The sequence below is a fragment of the Streptomyces sp. NPDC060198 genome, from assembly GCF_042728415.1.
In the GTDB taxonomy this organism is placed as follows: Bacteria; Actinomycetota; Actinomycetes; order Streptomycetales; family Streptomycetaceae; genus Streptomyces.
In genome coordinates this window covers 1-14,676 of the sequence record NZ_JBHWZJ010000029.1, presented here as the reverse complement: position 1 = coordinate 14,676, position 14,676 = coordinate 1, and the positions used below count along the sequence as shown (strand labels likewise).

13 protein-coding genes are annotated in these 14,676 nt (G+C 70.3%); 2 read left to right on the top strand and 11 right to left on the bottom strand.

The features are described from left to right. Positions 1–341 precede the first annotated feature (341 nt). Complete coding sequence (locus ACFWEP_RS06770; RefSeq protein WP_387366711.1) at positions 342–1,628, bottom strand: MFS transporter; 1,287 nt, start codon at positions 1,626–1,628, stop codon at positions 342–344. 82 nt (positions 1,629–1,710) lie between these two features. Here ACFWEP_RS06770 and ACFWEP_RS06765 point away from each other — a divergent pair, with 82 nt between their 5' ends. Then, a complete protein-coding gene (locus ACFWEP_RS06765; RefSeq protein WP_387366652.1) occupies positions 1,711–2,196 on the top strand; it encodes a winged helix-turn-helix transcriptional regulator in 486 nt (161 codons plus the stop codon). 115 nt (positions 2,197–2,311) lie between these two features. On the opposite strand, the gene ACFWEP_RS06760 is transcribed toward ACFWEP_RS06765, so the two are convergent. The 10 genes from ACFWEP_RS06760 to ACFWEP_RS06715 all read right to left on the bottom strand — a co-directional run bounded on the left by ACFWEP_RS06760 (position 2,312) and on the right by ACFWEP_RS06715 (position 11,650). Beyond that, the gene (locus tag ACFWEP_RS06760) at positions 2,312–2,848 is read right to left on the bottom strand and encodes an NUDIX hydrolase (RefSeq protein ID WP_387366649.1); all 537 of its coding nucleotides are present in this window, start codon (positions 2,846–2,848) and stop codon (positions 2,312–2,314) included. Positions 2,849–2,853: 5 nt separating this feature from the next. Then, positions 2,854–3,981, bottom strand: a complete 1,128-nt coding sequence (locus ACFWEP_RS06755; protein WP_387366646.1) for an adenosylhomocysteinase — start codon at positions 3,979–3,981, stop codon at positions 2,854–2,856. A gap of 188 nt (positions 3,982–4,169) precedes the next feature. Next, positions 4,170–5,012 carry a helix-turn-helix domain-containing protein gene (locus ACFWEP_RS06750; protein ID WP_387366643.1) on the bottom strand — a complete coding sequence of 281 codons (843 nt, stop codon included), beginning with the start codon at positions 5,010–5,012 and terminating at the stop codon, positions 4,170–4,172. Further along, positions 5,002–5,526, bottom strand: a complete 525-nt coding sequence (locus ACFWEP_RS06745; RefSeq protein WP_387366640.1) for a DUF6879 family protein — start codon at positions 5,524–5,526, stop codon at positions 5,002–5,004. The genes ACFWEP_RS06750 and ACFWEP_RS06745 overlap by 11 nt, the downstream gene beginning before the upstream one ends. After that, entirely contained in the window at positions 5,510–5,716 is a 207-nt protein-coding gene (locus ACFWEP_RS06740; RefSeq protein ID WP_387366637.1) for a hypothetical protein, read from the bottom strand. Before ACFWEP_RS06740 ends, ACFWEP_RS06745 begins: the two co-directional genes overlap by 17 nt. A gap of 184 nt (positions 5,717–5,900) precedes the next feature. After that, on the bottom strand, positions 5,901–6,839 hold the full coding sequence (locus ACFWEP_RS06735; protein ID WP_387366634.1) for a hypothetical protein: 939 nt from the start codon (positions 6,837–6,839) through the stop codon (positions 5,901–5,903). Next, a complete protein-coding gene (locus ACFWEP_RS06730; RefSeq protein WP_387366631.1) occupies positions 6,836–8,458 on the bottom strand; it encodes a polysaccharide deacetylase family protein in 1,623 nt (540 codons plus the stop codon). Before ACFWEP_RS06730 ends, ACFWEP_RS06735 begins: the two co-directional genes overlap by 4 nt. Continuing rightward, positions 8,455–8,634: a hypothetical protein gene (locus ACFWEP_RS06725; RefSeq protein ID WP_387366628.1), complete on the bottom strand. Its 180-nt coding sequence runs from the start codon at positions 8,632–8,634 to the stop codon at positions 8,455–8,457. The genes ACFWEP_RS06730 and ACFWEP_RS06725 overlap by 4 nt, the downstream gene beginning before the upstream one ends. Then, positions 8,631–10,133: a glycosyltransferase gene (locus ACFWEP_RS06720; protein WP_387366625.1), complete on the bottom strand. Its 1,503-nt coding sequence runs from the start codon at positions 10,131–10,133 to the stop codon at positions 8,631–8,633. The genes ACFWEP_RS06725 and ACFWEP_RS06720 overlap by 4 nt, the downstream gene beginning before the upstream one ends. An 89-nt stretch (positions 10,134–10,222) precedes the next feature. Then, complete coding sequence (locus ACFWEP_RS06715) at positions 10,223–11,650, bottom strand: nucleotide sugar dehydrogenase (RefSeq protein WP_387366622.1); 1,428 nt, start codon at positions 11,648–11,650, stop codon at positions 10,223–10,225. An 877-nt stretch (positions 11,651–12,527) separates the two neighbouring features. On the opposite strand from ACFWEP_RS06715, the gene ACFWEP_RS06710 reads away from it, so the two are divergent. After that, positions 12,528–14,570, top strand: coding sequence for a M4 family metallopeptidase (locus ACFWEP_RS06710; RefSeq protein ID WP_387366619.1), 2,043 nt, complete (start codon positions 12,528–12,530; stop codon positions 14,568–14,570). The last annotated feature ends 106 nt before the right edge of the window (positions 14,571–14,676 follow it).

Below are 14,676 nucleotides of genomic sequence, written 5' to 3'. Positions count from 1 at the left end.
TCATACTTGCTGGCCGTGACGGGGTGGGAGGGAGGGGAGGTTTCCTCAAACCCCCCTACCTACCTCCCGGATGAACAACACCGCTCGAATCCCGGACCTCGCATCCCGACCCCCGAATCCCGAAGCTCAAGCGTCGGCCCGCCCACCTCTTCCAGTCCCTCGAACGAGTGACAGGAGAGTGATCGACGCTCGAACCCCAAGACCCAAGCCCCAAGCCCCAAGACCCGAGACCCGAAGCCCGAGACCCGAAGCCCGAGACCCGGGCTGGCCCCATGGAAGTCGGCGAGCGTTCCGGTGCCCCCGCCCCACGCCCGTTCCTCGCAGCTGAAGTTGCCGAGGGCTCAGAAACCGTCGCCCGAACGGCGCGCGGCTCCACGCCCTCCGGCCCACCGTGTGACGAGCTCCTGGGCCTCACCGGCTTTCCCTTCCCGAAGCGATCGGGCCTCCGAGCCGTCGCCGGGACGGAGGGACTCGCCGGAGGGGAGCCGCCGGTCGACCGCCCAGACGAGCATCGCGCACGCGGCGAAACCCGCCCCGAGGACGCTGGATCCGGCCCAGCCACGGGCTGCGAAGAGAGCGGTGGTGGTGGCGGCGCCGAGGGCGGAGCCGAGCGAGTAGAAGACCATGTAACCGCCGATGACTCCGCTGATGCGGTCGGGGTGAGCGGTGGTGAGCAGATGCTGGTTGCTCACGTGGACGGCTTGCACGGCGAAGTCCAGCAGCACGATCCCGACGAGCGGAATCCACACCACCCAGGTCAACTGCCCGATCGCCGCCCACGAGAGGATCAGCAGCCCCAGCGCGAGACCGGTGACCGTCGTCGCCCGCCCCGCGTCCGCCCACCGTCCCGCGCGCGCCGCACCCAGTGCGCCCGCGAGGCCGACGAAGCCGAAGAGGCCGATCTGCCCCTCGTCCAGGTGCCACGGCGCGTCCGACAACGGCAGCGACAGCCCGCTCCACAGCGTCCCGAAGGACGCGAACAGGAAGAAGGCGATCAGCCCGCGGGAGAGGAAGAGTCGCTGCCCGAAGAGCCCGCCGATCGAGCTCACGGCCCGTACGTATCCCGTGGGCCGGCCGGATCGGGCCTCCGCCGGAAGGACCGCGAGGACGAGGGCCGCGAGCCCCAGGGACAACACCGCGAGGACGACGTAGACGCTCCGCCAGCCCCACAGCTCGGTGAGCGCGCCGGTGACGGCCCGCGCGCCCAGAATGCCGACGACCACGCCCGAGGTCACCACCCCGATGGTGCGGCCCCGTTCGGTGGGCGACGACACCGACGCGGCGTAAGCCACGGTGGTCTGCACGACCACCGCGAACATCCCGGCCACCGCGAGTCCGGTGAACGCTACCCAGGAAACCGTCGCCGAGGCGGTGAGCGCCGTACCGGCCGCCGTGACGGCCAGATGGACGGCGATGAGCCGCCGCCGGTCCACCACGTCCCCGAGGGGAACCAGCAGCACCAGGCCCGCCAGATAGCCGAATTGGCCGGTGGAGACGATCCAGCCGGTGAGCCCGGGCGGCACTCCGAGGTCGTGGCCCATCGGCTCCAGCACCGTCTGCGCGGCATAGATGCTCGCCACAGCGACACCGCAGACCATCGCGAGCAGCAGACGCCGCCACACAGTCATCACGTCCCCAATCAGTAGCATATTGCAACTGATTCGACGCTACGGCATGATGGTTTCGATCCGCAACCGAATGGGAGGTGTCATGCCAGGCGACACCGCGCGCTCCCCCGAGCCCGGGTGGACCGATCCCGACTGCCCCGTGGCCCGCGCTCTCGATCTGGTCGGCGACAAGTGGAGCCTTCTGGTCGTCCGCGACGCGATGGACGGGGCACGCTCGTTCACCGAGTTCCAGCGGCGCACCGGCATCGCCCGCAACATCCTCAGCGACCGCCTCCGCAAGCTCGTCGATCACGGGCTGCTCGCCCGGACCACCGCACCCTCGGGCCGCCGTCAGGAGTACGTCCTGACCGACGCCGGACGCGATCTCTTCCCCGCCGTCCTCACGCTCCGGCAGTGGGGGGAACGGCACGCCTTCGCTCCGGGCGAAGCCCACTCCACCCTGGTCGACCGGCACGGCACACTCGTGCCGGAGGTCGTGCCGACCGGCGCGGACGGCGGGGTCGTGGACGCGGACACGTCCCAGGTGCGCAAGACCGGACACGCGCCCTCCGCGCCGACCGGCGGATAGCCCCGTCAAAGCAGAGGTGGGCAGCTCCGGAGGGGCGGCCGTGCCGCCCAGTACATGAGGCGACCACCCGCCCGGCGAAGCGGGGAGCACGCGGGGCGGGTGGGGCTTCGGGGTGCTACGCCAGCGCGGCGACGCGGTTGCGCAGCGCCCTCGGGAGGTCGTCCAGCGGTCGCCACTCGGCGGCGGAAACCTCCTCCTCCTGAATTCGGGGGCGCACCTCACGGACCGTGCGGAAGACGAACCGGAAGTCCGCGTGCTGGTGCGCGGGCTCCCCCTTCTCGGAGTTCTCGGGGATGTCGTGCACGTCCACATGAACGGGCGTGTCCAGGATGGGGAGGAACCCGCCGTCCACGCCGGTCTCCTCGGCGAGTTCCCGCAGCGCGGCCCGCATGAGTCCGGTGTCCTCGGGCTCCAGATGCCCGCCGGGCGTCAGCCACTTCCCGGTGGCGTTGTGGTGGATGAGCAGCACGTTCCCGGCGTCGTCGATGAGCACGGCCCCGGCGGTGACGTGCAGCGGGGACGTGCTGCGGCTGGTCGGGTCGTCGTCCCGGTCCAGCGCGGCAAAGACCGGGGCAAGGCCGTCCTTGTCCTCGGGGTGCTCGTCCGCGTAGCCCGCGAGGACGGTCCGGAGGTGGTCGAGGGGGATGGGCATGCGTCCTACCTGTTCCAGTAGTTGAGCCACAGCGCCGCGATGGCGCTTCGGTCGACGGCGGGGACTTCGTGCATCCCGGGCGGCAGTTCGGCCCGGGCTATCGCTCGCGTAGCCGCGATGATCTCGCCCTGTACGAGGAAGATGAACGGTCCGACGCTCGCCCCGTGCAGGAAGTTGACCGCTTCCCCGCCGTTCAGCAAGTAGAAGTAGTGGCCGCTCGTCTCGTACCGGGTCACGTGGTCGCCGACGTGGGAGCGCCGGTACCCCTCCGGGAGGCTGGACAGTTCCAACTCGTCTTCCGAGCTGGTGACCGTGGCGACGTACGCGCCGTTTCGCAGCGTCGGGAAGTCCTCGCCCCGCAGCGAGAGAGACCCCGTGGCGCACAGGACGAGCCCGGCGGCGTGTATGGCCGCATCCCGGTCCCGGGCGACCCCGAACCCCTGCGAGAGCGCCTGCGCACGCCGCACGGGGTCAATGTCGTACACCGTGACGTGAACCCCCTTCGCGTGCAGCAGACGGGCGATGCTGGACCCGAGCTTGCCGAAGCCGATCACGAGCGCGGAGCGGCCATGCAGGATGTCCCCGCGCTCACGCAACAGCGCCTCGGCGGAGAACACCACACTCTGACCGACCAGGAAGTCCTCCGGGTCTTTGAGCGGAGAACGAGCGACGGAGACCACGGGGCACGGCAGCTTCGGGACTTCGGCGTAGCGCTTGTGGCCGTTCTCGGTGTCTTCGACCACGCCCAGGATCGTGCCGGAGTAGCGCGCGCACAGGTCGTCCAGCACGGGAGCGAAGTACCCGCCCACGTCGAGCAGCACGAGCCGCGCGCCGGCCGCCCGGCTCTCCAGGTAGGACAACGCCGAGTCCGGATCGGTGAAGAGCTCACGCGTCAACTCATCCACGTGGAAGGACTGTTCCACTTCGCGCCGCGCGTCGGCGTTGATCGACTTCGGCTTGGGCAGCACGGTGAGCAGCTCGGATACGGCCCCCACGGCACGGACGAACGCGGGCCGCTCGGGCAACAGGTGCGTGATGAGAAGCGAGGACGGACGGACAGCCGGCTCGGGGGCGAAGTCGGCAGCGATGCGCGACCAGTAGGTACTGAGCCGTGCTCTGTCGGACGGTTCCAAGGGATCTCCCCTTCACTTCGATGGTGTGCCGGTCCGAGTGGGGACGCGTCAGGGAAACCCTGGCGCGGGACCGGAATCAGTGAGTGGTGCTGGGGGTCGCGAGCGGGTTCGGCCGTGGTACGCGGCGGTCTGGCGAGCGCCCAGCAGGACAGGGAAAATCTAGAGAAGGATTCGAGACAAACGCAAAACTATTGGCGTTGTCGGGTAAACAAAGTAGACCACTCCTCCAGAAGATCGCGGCAGCCGCCCCCGAATACGGCGTACTGCTCGTACGACTCAAAGTCGCGGAGGTAGGCGAGCACGTCCCTACGGTCACGCAGCAGCAGCGCCCCGGTCCCCGTCTCCACTGTTGCCAATCTGCGGTCGTACACAGTGAAAGTATTTAGCGGCCTCTCTGGAATGTGCCCGCCGAGGGGGATGACCCCGAGGCGCACGCTGGGGATGCGCGAGATCGAAACAAGTCTGTCCAATTGTATTGCCATGGCCATGGGCGGCAGCAAGGGCCACCTGACAGCCTGCTCCGTCAAAATAAAGGTGAATGATTTAGCGCAGTCGTAAAGCACCTGCTGTCGCTCAAGTTTTTTGGCAATGACCGCCGACTGATCACCTGGAACATCAGAGATGCTCGCTCGAACATAATCCGGGGTAGCCAACAGACCCGTGATCATCGAAAGCAGAAAAAAGCGAAACTCCGTAGAGGAACTTTCAAGCCTGGAAAGCTCGTTCTGCTTCTTGTCCAAGCCACGGCGCCGCGAATACCAGTGGTCTTGCCACTCCGTGTTTGCGGTCCTGGCCAGGGCTATGATCTCGGCTTTTGTCACTTCGTCCGCATGGAGGGCTTCAAGCATCATCTCAACATCGACGAGGGAAGGTGTCAGCTTCCCGCTTTCGATGTTGCTCACCTTGGTTTGCGACATGACACAGCGCCGGGCGAGCCAGATTTGAGTCTTCCCAGCTCGCCTGCGCTGCTCTCGTAGCGTCTCCGCCAGGTCATTTCGGGACTGACCCAGCGCCTTTGGATCAAGCGTCAAGGCCCTTCACATACTCCTCGAAGGGCACCGACTCTTCGATGGCGATTCTGCGGAACTCGACGAACGGCGCGATGTCACCCTCATGAACTGTCCGACTGATCTGTCGCCCGTCGGGATGGTAGTTCATGAGAACTACCTCGGCGCGGTCGAAGATCCAGAAATCCTGAGCCCCGACCAGCGGATTCTCTCGATCCGTCACGTCCAGGATTCTGATGTGCTCGCCGGCGAGCGAATGGGGAAGGTAGTACTGGGAGAATTCGAACCGCACATACTCCGAGAGCGGGCGGGTCACTATATGGACCCGCCCTTGCGAACGCCCTTCGACTACTTGCCGACGCAAGCGGTCCGTGTATTCATTGGAAACCGTGCGCGGGTCGATGCGAAGACCGGAAGAGAAGGCGGCAAACTCCTCCGCTTCCTGTGGCATGAGGTACTGCGGAAGGGTTTCCAGACGCCATGCTTCGCGTTGAAATCGTTCGAAGCGGGCCGCCCATTCATCACCAGCCAAGAACACGAATCGCCTCCCTCAAAATAGCCTCCGGAATCTCCACGAGTGCCTCACCATCCGGAGTCGTGAAGGCGTGGGAAACGGCGCCCTGCACCACGAATGAACCGGCAGCATTCCTGTAGACATTCGGGCAGTCATCCTTGCCGCAATTGCCGCTACCGTTGCCGGTAAGCCTCGTCAGTTCCTCACGTGCCATACCTGCGAGCCCCCTGAGCCTGGCCACTTTCGGACCGACCGCTACGAAGGTACGGGGGTGGCCCTCGGAGCGTCCATGAGCTAGCTCCAATATTTGCGTCATCGCATAAACGGGTGGCGCGCGGACACCGGTGTCGGACCTGCCGACAGCCCCCCGGTCCGAGCGCCCGGCACCGAAGAGGAACCTACGGGGCCGGGCAGGGCGCGGCCGTGAACGCGCTGAACCGCAGCTCGGTGTTGTCGCCCCGCACCCCCACTCCACCGGGGCCGGTGAGCACACCCGGCCCGGTGTCCACGGCTTCGGCCACGGTCCGCCCGTCGACGAGGAGCCGGAGCAGCACCGTGGCCGGCGCCGTGGTGCGCGCCTGCGCCTCGACGTCGTGCCAGCTGTCGTACGGGATCGCGCAACGGGCCTGGGCAAGGGTCGTGTACACGCCCTCGACGTCCTCGCCCTCGACGCCTTCGCCCTCGGCCGACCCGGGCAGCAGGAGTTTCCGCTTGATGGCGACCAGGCCGTCGCGCCGCCGGAAGCTCAGCGCGTACAGCTCCTGGGGGCTGCGGTAGCGGAGCCAGAGGTGCCCGCCGTCCCAGTCCGTCGCGGGGGTGCGGTCCGTGGTGCCGGGCGGCCGGAGCAGGACCCGGGTGCGTACGGCGGTGTCCGCGAAGTCCCGGCGTACGGTCACCGCGCGCAGGACCGAGGAGCCGGTGTGCAGCCGGGAGGCGGGGTCGGGGGAGAGTCCGTCCGGGATTCCGCTCCAGGCGGCTCCCCGGTCGGCGAAGAGCGAGCCGCTGGTGACGGACCAGTCGGGGTCGACGCGGGCGTCGGGGGCGCCGTGGTGGCGGTGGGCGTACTCGTTGGTGATCAGGCCGGAGCCGGGGAAGACCGCAACGAACGGAGCGGCGTCCGCAACCCCGCAGGTGACAGCGGTGTCGGCGGCCCGCGCCGGTGGCGGGGCCGCCACGTGGTCGTTCCGGGCGCCCGTTCCCCCCGGCCCGCCCGCCCCGGTTTCGGCCGGAGGGTCGTCGGTGAGCGGCAGGACGCCCACCGTGGCGGCGAGCCCGAGCCCGACCACCGCCCGGCGGCTGTACCCGGAGGCGGACCGCCCCTCCCCCCGTCGGATCACCGTCCCTCCGCCGGGGCGGTCCGGGCCGTGCCCGTACCAGCGCGGGCTCCGGGCGGGGAGGCGATCCGCACGGAGCTGACCCGCAGGGAGGCGAAGCGGGGCCACTCGCCCTGGGCGTCGCCGTTGCGGGCGACGAGGCCGATCCCGCCCCTGCCGGCCGCCCCGGCCGCCTTCTCGTCCGTCCAGTCGATCCGGAAGCGCCCGTCCACCACGACCTCCGTGTGCGCGCCGCGCACCGTGACGCGTACGCGGTGCACGGCGCCGTCCCGGAGCGTTCGCCGGGCCACCTCCGTGCGCCGGGCTCCGGAACCGGTGAAGAGGCTGACGTAACTGTGGCTCAGCGACACCGTGACGGGCGTGAGGCTGCGGTCCCGGACGACGATGCCGACGTCGTTCCGTGCCTCGCTCAGGCGCTCCACCGTCGCCTCCACCGTGTAGTCCGTCCAGTCCGCGGTGGCGAGGGGACGGTACGAAGACGCCGCGTACCCCTTTCCGCCCGGGTAGGGGCCCTCCCCCGTGAACGCCCCGGGGCCGGCCCGGGCCGCGGTGCCGATGCGTTCCCAGCCCGCCCGGTCCTCCAGCGGGCGGGGAACGCTGTCCGGGGTGACGGCCGTCCAGCGGTCCAGCTCCGCGCGGAACGCCGGCAGGTCCGTCGCCCTGGTGATCTCCAGGCGCTGGACCTCGCGCGCCGCCGCCGCGCGCCGTCCGGCGGGGAGCGGACGGCGCGAGGTGTTCGTCAGGGCGGCGGCGAACCGCGCGGCGAGTTCGTGCCGCAGGATGGCGCTCGACGAGGCGGAGTCGGCCGGCTCGGAGACCTCGGAGAAGGGGTAGGCGAAGAGGCGGGGGCGGGGCAGGCCGTGGCGGGACAGCTCCGCGAGCGAGGTGTCGAAGTCGTCGGAGATCCTCGCCCGGTACTCGTCCTCCCGTTCGAGGCGCCGTGCTCCGGGCAGCCAGAGGCGGTGGGAGAGCGCCGACACCTGCGTACCGGCCGCGTCCACCGCGCCCCGCCGGTGCAGGGCGTGGGTGTGGTCCTGGAAGTCCCACCGGCCCGTGGCCGCCATGCGCCCGATCTCCTGCCAGGAGAGGTAGTACGGGCGGTGGCTCCCCACCGATCCGGTGATCAGGAACGCCGTCGCACGCATCCGGTACCTGGCGAGGATGCGGTCGCCGTACACCCAGAGCCCGTGGGTGCCGTCGTCGAAGGTGAGAAAGACGGAGCGGCGGGCGGGCGGAGGTCCGCCGTCCAGGTAGCGGACGAACTCCTCGGTGGACAGGCTCCGGTAGCCGGCGCGCGCCAGGGCGGCGAGCTGTGCGTCGAAGGCTTCGGGAGTCACCGTGTACCTGCTGCGGCCACGGGGCCCGATGTCGTGGTACGCCAGCACGACGGGCGGAGCCGCCGCGTCGGCTCCCGGTCCGCCGCGCGGCGGAGCCGCCTCCCCGGTGACGGGCCGCGCCCCGGCGGGCGGGGCGGCCTGCGGAGTCACCGCCCTGCGGTGGGCGTCGTAGCGCCACGCCGCGTAGAAGGGCAGGGCGACCAGCGTCAGGGCCAGCAGCCCGAGCACCGCCCGCACCACCACCGCCCGTACCACCGCCGCCGGGCCCGGGACACCGCGTCTCATGCCAGGTCTCCCCGGAGCAGGACCAGCAGGTAGAGCGCGACGACCGCACAGGCCGTCAGGATCCCCGCCACCAGCCGGGCCGCGCGCCGCGCCGCTCCCCCGTCACGCGGTTCCGGGCCGCCCGAGGCCTCCTCCCCCAGCCGCCAGCCGCTCGATCTGCGGTCGGCCGCCCTCATGTCGCGCTCCTCGACCAGATGCCGCGCCGCACGGTGAACAGGGAGTACGGGAGCAGCCAGGCCAGGACCACCGAGGAGAAGAGGCTCATGAGCGGGCGGTACCTCCAGCGGGTGTCGCCGGGGTGGTCGATCCGGTAGGCGAGGCCCCAGACGCAGCCCTTGAGCAGGACCCCGCAGACGTAGAGGAGGGTGAGCAGGTACGCGCCGTGGGCCGGGGCCCAGACCAGGTGGCGGAGGGCCATCAGCGGCGCGGCAAGCACCCAGAGCACGTGCCCGTAGAACAGGACGGCCGGTCCCGGGCCCCGGCGCCACATGAAGGCGCCGGTGAAGAAGAGGTTGCGGATGAAACTCTTCTTCCAGCGGACCTGCTGGCGCATCAGGGGGGCGAAACGGGCGGGGACGTTGGTACGGACGTGGGCCGAGCGGACGTAGCCGACCCGCCAACGGCGCTCGGGATGGTCCTCGCCCGTGACGAACGGGGAGTCGCGGTAGCGGTCCTTGAGCCTTACGCCGATCCACGCCTGCCCGAGGACGTACCCGGTGAGCTGCCGGTCCGTGGCGAACCGGAAGGGAGCGCCCAGGAAGCGGTCCCCGGCCCACGCGGGGAGGTAGTTCCAGATCGCCTCCCGGCGGAAGACCGCGAGCGGACCGGAGACGCAGGACACCGAGCCGAAGGAGGATTCCGCCGCCTTCGCGATCCTGAACTGCCCCTCGTACCAGACGTCCTGAATGCGCGTCAGCATGTTCGCGTGCGCGTTGAGGGCCCGGCAGTGCCCGCTGACGGCACCGAGGCGGGGGTGGCGGGCGAGGGCGTCCACGCAGCGGCGGAGCGCGTCGGGTGCCAGCACGCAGTCGGAGTCGGTGAACGCGATGATCTCGGCGTCCGCCCGCCCGCACGCGGCGACCAGGGCGTGCTTCTTCCCGACGTTCTCGTCCAGCAGAAGGACGGTGATGCCGAGTTCGTCGCGCAGCCGGAGGAGGATCTCGCGCGTTCCGTCGGTGGAGAAGTCGTCCACCACGACGATCCGCACCCGGGGAAAGTCCGAGGCGGCCATCGAGCGGACGCACGCCTCGATGGCGTCGGCCTCGTCCTTCACCGCCAGCAGGAAGTCGACGCGCGGCCGGGCCGGGAGGGACGGGAAACCGGGGTCGGGCCGCCGGGGGCCCGACGTCTTCGAAGGGTCCTCGTACCTGCTGTAGGCGAGATACAGCAGTGCGATCGTGCCCCCGAGGACCACCAGGCCGTACGCCGTCGCGGTGTTCAGGCGCGGAAGCCGCAACGCCTGGTGGGCCAGGACGACGGTCAGGGGCGTCAGGCAGATCAGCACCAGCAGCCGGCGCACCCCGCGCCCGGCCCCGGGGACCGCGTCCGCGAGGCGCCGGGCAAGTCGGCGGGCGGGCCCGGGGGCCCGGCGAGCCGGGCGGGCGCCCGAGGGAGCACGGTGGAGTACGGGCCGCCGGGCGGCGGGCGGGGAGCCGAGGACACGACCGGCGGACATTCGGTCGGCGGTTGCCCGGTCGACGGCCGTTCGGTCGGGGGCCGTTCGATCGGCGGACGTTCGGTCGGTGGACGTTCGATCGGTCAGGGTCATGCCGGCGCCCCGACCGGACCGTGCGTCCCGACGCTCCCGGTAGCCCCGGCAGACCCGGCAGACCCGGTAGCCCCGGCAGACCCGGCAGCCCCGGCAGACCCGGCAGCCCCGGTAGCCCTGATAGTCCCTGTAGCCCCGGAGCTCCCAGGCACCCCAGACACCCCGGCGCCCTCCGTGGCCCCCGTGGCTCGGTACGTCCCGGCGGAACCGGGTCCCCTACGGTCCTGGGAGATGTCGAGCACCGTGTGTTCGGGGCCCAGCCGGCGCAGATCCATGCCCGGGTGCACGGTGTGCAGCACGACGAGGTCCCACCGCTGCTCCCACGGGTCGGCGAGACCGACCAGCGTCCCGCCGTGCAGCTCGGCGCTCGGCACCAGCGGGTCCGTGAAGGCGACCGTCGCCCCCCAGTCCGCCAGCAGCCCCATGATTTCCAGCGCGGGACTCTCGCGGACGTCCGCCACGCCCCGCTTGTACGCGATCCCGACCAGCAGAACGCGCGCTCCGGCGACCGGAATTCCCCGTGCGGCGAGCTTCGCCGTGATGAGCCCCGCCATGCGTCCGGGGCGTTCCGCGATGGCCCGCATCGCGGCGTCGACGACAGGCGAGGGAATGCGTTCGGCCCTCAACTGCCAGAGCAGGTAATGCGGATCGCACGGAATGCAGTGCCCGCCGACCCCGGGGCCCGGATAGAACGGCATGAAACCGTACGGCTTGGTGGCGGCCGCGTCGATCACCGCTCGGGGATCCAGTCCGAAAACGGCACAGCTGTCGGCCAATTCGTTCGCCAGCGCGATATTGACGGCCCGGAACGTGTTCTCCCAGAGCTTGGTCATCTCTGCGGCTTCCGGACTTCCGACCGTGTGCACGGAGAGGCAGACCCGGGAGAGAACCGAGGCGGCCGAGGCGGTGCTACGACGCCCCACGCCGCCGACCACCCGCGGAGTGAGGTCCTGGCTGCGGCCGACGCTCCCCGGGTCGATCCGCTCCGGGGTGAAAGCCACGAAGACATCGGTCTCCACCTTCATCCCCCGGGCCGCGAGCGGCCTGAGCAGCAGATCGCGGGTGGTCCCCACGTAGCTGGTGGAGGTCAGCAGGATCAGCTGTCCGGGCGTCGCGTGCGCGACCGCCGAGGCGCAGGCCGAAGCGAGCATCCCGAGGTCCGGCACTTGGTGGCGGTCCACGGGGGTGGGGACGCAGATCATCACGGTGTCCGCCCAGGCGGAGGCCCGGGAGTCGTCGGTGAGCAGGAAGGCGGCGTCGTTCAGCGCGTCCGTCAGCCGTTCCCGGTCCTGCGGCGCCAGGTCCACGGCGCCCGCGCGGATGTCGCGCAGCCGGTCCGCGCTGATGTCGATCCCGATCACCCGCACCCCCGCCGCCCGTAGCGCCAGGGCCGTCGGCAGACCTACGTACCCCAGTCCGATCACGGCGACGGCTCGTCCGTGGCGTTCCGCCCGGGACAACGGGAAGCGGTGCGGTGCACCGTCGTCCGCCGCCCCGAAGGGGCCGGGGGGCGCCGCCTGGCCGGGAAAGTCGGTCGCTTGGGAGGGCGTCGAGGAAATGCGGTCGGGGTCGGTACGGCCCTGAGCGGGAACGTCCTCCGCCGCAGCGGGGGTTGCCGAGATTTCCGGCCCTGGGTTCGCGGCCGCTTCGACCGGGGTCTGATGTTTTCCTGTCGCCACGGAGGAATCGTGCCCGACCCGTGACGAAAGACCGGGACGGACACGACGTGAAAGCACGATCGGCGACGACGCGCTACCCGTTCGCGTACTCATCATTTCAATGGGCGGCGTCCGGAAGGGAATTGATTTTCTCTTCACACCCATTCGGCGATGAGACGATCGTACGACCGCACGACAGTGGGAAGTCGGACATCCCCACCCCGCTCCCGCCCAACCGCGTCACACACCCCGCCGCACCCCCGCCCTCCCCTCGGGCGTCCGCGGCGGCCGGCTCCGGACGCGCTGGGCATGGCCGGTTATGAGCCATGCGCCTTGCGCGTCTCACCACGTGAGCCAACCTCCTCCACCCCCGAAAATTTCGAACACCTTCCGCACGGCCGCGGACCGCTGTTCCCAGTGGTGACGACGGCCGACAGCCGACGGGCGGCAACACGGCCAAGATCGACGAAACGTCCGCTTAACGAACACCAGCCACCCGGCAACGGACGAATTCTGGCCAAATCATTGACGCGCTCCTGACAGGAACACGCCGTGCCTGACACTCTTCCGTCGTTCCGCGCACCGCCTGCACTGCCGACCGGGCCACCGCCCGCCGGTACCCCCCCTCGCAGAAGGAGTCCGCGTGAGACTCACGCACAGCCGTCGCACCACCGCGACCGGCGCCCTGATAGCCGCGGCGGCCCTCGTCGCCGTCGGCGTCACCTCCCCCGCCGCGACCGCCACCCCCGCCGCGTCCCCGGCGGCTTCTCCCGCCCTGGGCAAGGTCAACCCGGGTGCGCTGCCGGCGGCTCTCTCCCCCGCCGCCCGCGCAGCCCTGATCGCCCAGGCCGACGCGGGCAAGGCCGCCACCGCCAAGGAACTCGGTCTCGGCGCCACGGAGAAGCTCGTCGTCCGTGACGTCGTCAAGGACACCGACGGCACGGTGCACACCCGCTACGAGCGCACCCTCGGCGGGCTGCCGGTCCTCGGCGGTGACCTCGTGGTCTCCGAGAGCGCGGCCGGTGCGACCGAGTCCGTGACCAAGGCGTCCCCTGCCACCTCCGCGCAGCTGAAGGCCGTCGGCACCGTCGCCGACATCGCCCCGGCCGCCGCCGAGAAGCAGGCCCTGAGCGCCGCCTCGGCCGACGGTTCGAAGGCCACCGAGGCGAGCCAGGCCCCCCGCAAGATCGTCTGGCTGGCGAACGGCACCCCGAAGCTCGCCTTCGAGACGGTGGTCGGCGGGCTCCAGGACGACGGCACCCCGAACGAGCTGCACGTCGTCACGGACGCCGCCTCCGGCGCCAAGCTCTTCGAGTGGCAGGGCATCGAGACCGGTACCGGCAACACGCAGTACAGCGGCACCGTCACCCTCGGCACCTCGGGCACCACGGGCTCGTACAACCTCACCGACTCCACCCGCGGCGGCCACAAGACGTACAACCTGAACCACGGCACGTCCGGCACCGGAACGCTCTTCTCCGGCGCGGACGACGTCTGGGGAAACGGCGTCGGCACCAACACCGAGACCGCCGCCGCCGACGCCCACTACGGCGCCGCCGAGACGTGGGACTACTACAAGAACGTCCACGGCCGCACCGGCATCAAGGGCAACGGCGTCGCCGCCTACTCCCGCGTCCACTACGGCAACAACTACGTCAACGCCTTCTGGACCGACAGCTGCTTCTGCATGACGTACGGCGACGGGTCCGGCAACGCCGCCCCGCTGACCTCGCTCGACGTCGCGGCGCACGAGATGTCGCACGGCGTCACCGCCGCCACCGCCGGCCTGGTCTACAGCGGTGAGTCCGGTGGCCTCAACGAGGCGACCAGCGACATCTTCGCGGCGGGTGTGGAGTTCTACTCCAACACCACCGCCGACCCGGGTGACTACCTCGTCGGCGAGAAGATCAACATCAACGGCGACGGCACCCCGCTGCGCTACATGGACAAGCCGAGCAAGGACGGCGGCTCGTACGACTCCTGGTACTCCGGCATCGGCAGCGCCGACGTCCACTACTCCTCGGGCCCCGCGAACCACTTCTTCTACCTGCTCTCCGAGGGCAGCGGCGCCAAGACCGTCAACGGCGTCTCGTACAACTCCCCGACCTCGGACGGCCTCGCCGTGACCGGCATCGGCCGCGACAAGGCGCTGGCAATCTGGTACCGGGCGCTCACCACGAAGTTCACCACGACGACCAACTACGCCTCCGCGCGTACCGGTACCCTCGCCGCCGCCGGTGAGCTGTACGGCACGACGAGCGCCGAGTACACCGCCGTGGCCAACGCCTGGGCCGGCATCAACGTCGGTACCCGCCCCGGCGGCACGACGCCCGGCACCGGGACGGTCTTCACCAGCAACACCGCCGTCTCGATCCCGGACAACGGCGCCGCGGTCACCAGCTCGCTCACCGTCTCCGGTGTCACCGGCAACGCCCCGAGCACCCTCCAGGCCGCAGTGAACATCACCCACACCTGGCGCGGTGACCTGGTCGTCGACCTCGTCGGCCCGAACGGGACCTCGTACCGGCTGAAGAGCTCCTCGTCGAGCGACTCGGCCGACAACGTGGTGGCGACCTACACGGTCAACGCCTCGGCGCAGGTCGCCAACGGTGTCTGGAAGCTGAAGGTGCAGGACGTCGCTTCGGGCGACACCGGCAAGATCAACAGCTTCTCGCTCACCTTCTGACGCACCCGCACCCGCACTCGATGCGGACCGACCTGACCCGACCGGGGCCACGCAGGCCCGGTCGGGGCGGACCACGGACGGCCCGGGAGGGGACCACTCCCCCTCC